The organism is Halalkalibacterium ligniniphilum, assembly GCF_000334155.1.
Taxonomy (GTDB): Bacteria; Bacillota; Bacilli; order Bacillales; family Bacillaceae_D; genus Halalkalibacterium; species Halalkalibacterium ligniniphilum.
The window spans coordinates 1-3,885 of sequence record NZ_ANNK01000008.1 but is presented as its reverse complement, the minus strand read 5'-3'; the positions used below and the strand labels follow the sequence as shown (position 1 = coordinate 3,885).

The 3,885-nt window shown below is 47.6% G+C and carries 3 protein-coding genes; all 3 read right to left on the bottom strand.

Going from position 1 to position 3,885, the window contains the following annotated elements; translation table 11 throughout:
- A partial coding sequence (locus BLT_RS0100905) for a 3-hydroxyacyl-CoA dehydrogenase NAD-binding domain-containing protein (RefSeq protein ID WP_017725955.1) occupies window positions 1–598 on the bottom strand: 598 nt, incomplete at its 3' end.
- 45 nt (window positions 599–643) lie between these two features.
- Window positions 644–1,825, bottom strand: coding sequence for an acetyl-CoA C-acetyltransferase (locus BLT_RS0100900; RefSeq protein ID WP_017725954.1), 1,182 nt, complete (start codon window positions 1,823–1,825; stop codon window positions 644–646).
- 232 nt (window positions 1,826–2,057) lie between these two features.
- Window positions 2,058–3,885, bottom strand: a 1,828-nt coding sequence (locus BLT_RS0100895; RefSeq protein WP_017725953.1) for a (Fe-S)-binding protein, incomplete at its 5' end; no start/stop codon positions are given.

Below are 3,885 nucleotides of genomic sequence, written 5' to 3'. Positions count from 1 at the left end.
CCTCATTAATCATTGGCATGAGGATGCGGTTGGAGACAAAGCCAGGAAAGTCATTCACTTCAACAGGTGTTTTATGAAGCTTGTAGCAAAGTGATTCCACAGCTTCATAGACCTCGTCACTTGTAGCCAAGCCCCGAATGATCTCAACAAGCTTCATCACGGGTACTGGGTTCATAAAATGCATGCCGATCACGCGCTCTGGCCGCTTCGTAGCTGCAGCAATCTCCGTAATTGGTAAAGAAGAAGTATTGGTCGCTAAAATGGCATGGGTTGGCGCGATTTCATCAAGCTTTGCAAATAATGAGCTTTTCACGTCCATGCTCTCAATGGCTGCTTCGATGATGATGTCAGCTTTTTTAGCAATTTCAAGCTCTGTTGCTAGATGAATCCGACTTAAAATGTCGTTTTTCTCTTTATCCGTCATCCGCCCCTTTGTCATTTGGCGGTCAAGGTTCCTATCAATCGTTCCTAACCCTTTTTCGGCAAATTCTTGCTTCATGTCATGCAAAATCACGTCAAAGCCTGCCATCGCGTGAACCTGTGCAATGCCTGAGCCCATTTGTCCTGCTCCGACAACCATGACTGTTTGGATGTTCATCTTTTTATACGCCTCCTTTTACCGCGTTCCTTCTCTCTATTTCGCTCACCCTTCTACTTCGAGTAAAACAGCATCCCCTTGACCTCCACCACTGCAAATGGCGGCAATGCCAAGGCCTCCACCCCGGCGCTTGAGCTCATAGGCAAGCGTGAGAAGAATGCGCGCACCACTTGCCCCGATCGGGTGTCCTAGAGCAACGGCACCACCGTTAACGTTTACTTTTTCAGGGTCAAGGCTCGCAATTTGGCTGCTTGCTAGGGCAACAGCTGAAAAAGCCTCATTGATTTCAAACAGATCAATGTCAGCAACAGATTTCCCTGTTTTCTCGAGCAGCTGCTGGATCACAAGTCCCGGTGTTTTTGGAAAGTCCTTTGGTTCAATGGCAAGAGCTGTATGAGCAATAATCGTAGCCAAGGGCTTGATCCCTTCACGGCTCGCCCGCTCATCAGACATAAGAAGCATCGCCACCGCACCATCATTGACGCCTGGAGCATTTCCAGCGGTAATCGTCCCTTCCTTGCCAAAGGCTGGCTTTAATTGACTTAATGTTTCGATGGATGTACTCTTTCTTGGCGCTTCATCCTCTGCGATAACGACAGGCTCTCCCTTACGCTGTGGAACCTCCACTGGGACGATTTCTTCTGCGAAGAGACCCTTTTCGATCGCAGCTACGGCCCGCTGATGGCTCCGATACGCCCACTCGTCCTGGACCTCTCGTGAAAGCTTAAGCTCTTCTGCGACTCCGTTTCCGTACGTCCCCATATGAACCCCTGTAAACGAACAGGTTAAGCCGTCGAAGACCATTCCATCCACAAGCTCCACATTCCCCATTCGCGCACCCCAGCGTGCCTTAGGCAAATAGTAAGGCGCTTGACTCATGGACTCCATCCCACCTGCGACAATCACTTCACTATCTCCTGCACGGATCATTTGATCTGCAAGGGTTACACTGCGCATTCCTGACGCACACACCTTATTGATTGTTTCTGTTTTTATATGCCACGGCAATCCAGCCACCTTTGCCGCTTGCCTTGATGGAAGCTGCCCCTGTCCGCCTTGCAAAACATTTCCCATAATTAAGTCGTCAATTTTTTCTTGTTTCCACTTCCCTCGTTTGATCGCCTCTTGAATGGCAATGCCACCTAGCTCACTTGCACGTAACGTCTGCAGTGAACCTCCAAATTTTCCAAATGGGGTTCTTGCCCCACTTACAATCACTGTTTTCATATGAACGCCTCCTTTATTTTATTCTGATTGAACGCTCGCTCAGAATCCTTTCACAAAAAACTGCGCTTATAAAAATGGTCGCGCTTACAAATTGCTTGAACAGGAAGGGAAGCCAATCATTCAACTCCCCACCTTTATGACCTATTTGCTAAAAAGTTGCTTGAAACTTGTTCCATTTCATATTTGCGAGAGCCAATTATAGCTGCTTCTGTCTATACTCCTAAGTATCTTTCTAGCTAACAAGCTCTGTTTCCTGCTTCACTAACGATTTTTCCAAGATTTCTACAATATCAAGGGTTTGAACACTTTCTTCCACTTCTTTTGCCTTCGTCCCATCACTTAGCATTGTTAAGCAATATGGACAGCCGCTTCCGATAACTGATGGGCGCACCTCTAGGGCTTGCTCCGTTCGGGCAACATTAACGCGCTGTCCCGCGTCCTCTTCCATCCACATCATGCCGCCCCCGGCTCCACAGCACATCCCATTCTCGCGGTTTCGCTCCATTTCCACAAGTGTGACACCTGGGATTGCCTTTAATATTTCCCGAGGTGGATCATACACCTCGTTGTAGCGCCCAAGGTAACAGGAATCATGATAGACAATCGTCTCATTCACCTCATAGGTCGGTTTGATTTTTCCTTCCTTAATCAGCTTTGCTAAAAGCTCTGTATGGTGATAGACCTCCACACCCTCTAAGCCAAACTCAGGGTATTCATTTTTAAAGGTATTGTAGGCATGGGGATCAATGGTCACTATTTTTTTCACATTGAGTTTTTGGAACAGCTCAATATTGCCTGTTGCAAGCTCTTGGAATAAAAATTCATTCCCAAGACGTCTTGGCGTATCCCCTGAATTTTTCTCTTTGTTGCCAATTATCGCAAACGTGACGCCTGCTTCATTTAAAACTTTTGCAAAGGACTGAGCAATTTTCTGGCTGCGCTTATCGTAGGACCCCATTGAACCAACGAAAAAGAGGTATTCAAACGCTTCACCTGCCTTTTCCATTTCCTTGACCGTCGGAACGTGTATGTCTTTCCGCGCGTCACGCCAGTTTTCCCGCTCTTTTCTGTTAATGCCCCACGGATTTCCTTGCCGCTCAATGTTCGTCATGGCCCGCTGTGCATCGGCATCCATTTTCCCTTCTGTTAGGACAAGGTAACGACGCATGTCAATGATTTTATCCACATGCTCATTCATGACTGGACACTGATCCTCGCAGTTTCGACAAGTCGTGCATGCCCAAATTTCTTCCTCCGTAATGACATCGCCGATTAAGCTTACATCATAGGCAGCAGCAGCCTCTGTGCCAGCCGCCCCTTGCATGGCGAGTTGGTTTGCCTTCGTATTAGAAAAGGCGAAGGCTGGAAGCCAAGCCGATTTCGATGTGACGGCTGCTCCTTTTTCGGTTAAGTGGTCCCGCATTTTCACGATTAAATCCATTGGCGAGAGCATTTTTCCTGTCCCTGTGGCTGGGCACATGTTCGTACAGCGTCCACATTCCACGCAGGCATACAAGTCGACAAGCTGCTTTTGATTAAAGTCCTCAATCTTATGCACCCCGAATACTTCATGACTCTCATCTTCAAAATTTATGGATGAAAGCCTACCGACCTTATGAGTACGCCCTAGAAAGACGTTCACTGGCCCTGCGATCAGATGGGCATGCTTTGATTGGGGAACATACACTAGAAACGTAAGAAGAAACAGCAAGTGCATCCACCAAAAAACAAAGAACAAAGCTCCTGCTGCCGTCGGTCCTAACCAGCTTGTTGCGGCTGCGATCCCAGAAGCAACCGGTTCAAATCCGCTAAGTGGTTTGCCGAGCCAAATAAACTCCATTCCTTTTGCGAGCATTTTTGACACCATCAGACCGCCAATAAAAATGAGGACCAAGCCTGATTTCCAGCCACGCTTCAAGCGAACGAGCTTCTCCACATATCGTCGGTAAAACGCCCAGACAACAGCAATGATAATCATTAGCACAACAATTTCTTGGAAAAAGGTGAAGTACGGATACAAAGGCCCTAGTGGGAGATGCGACCCCGGTGCTAGTCCTTTC

Coding starts and splice junctions, on each gene's coding strand:
- BLT_RS0100900 (WP_017725954.1), bottom strand. CDS start 1,825: ATGAAAACAGTGATTGTAAGTGGGGCAAGAACCCCATTTGGAAAATTT.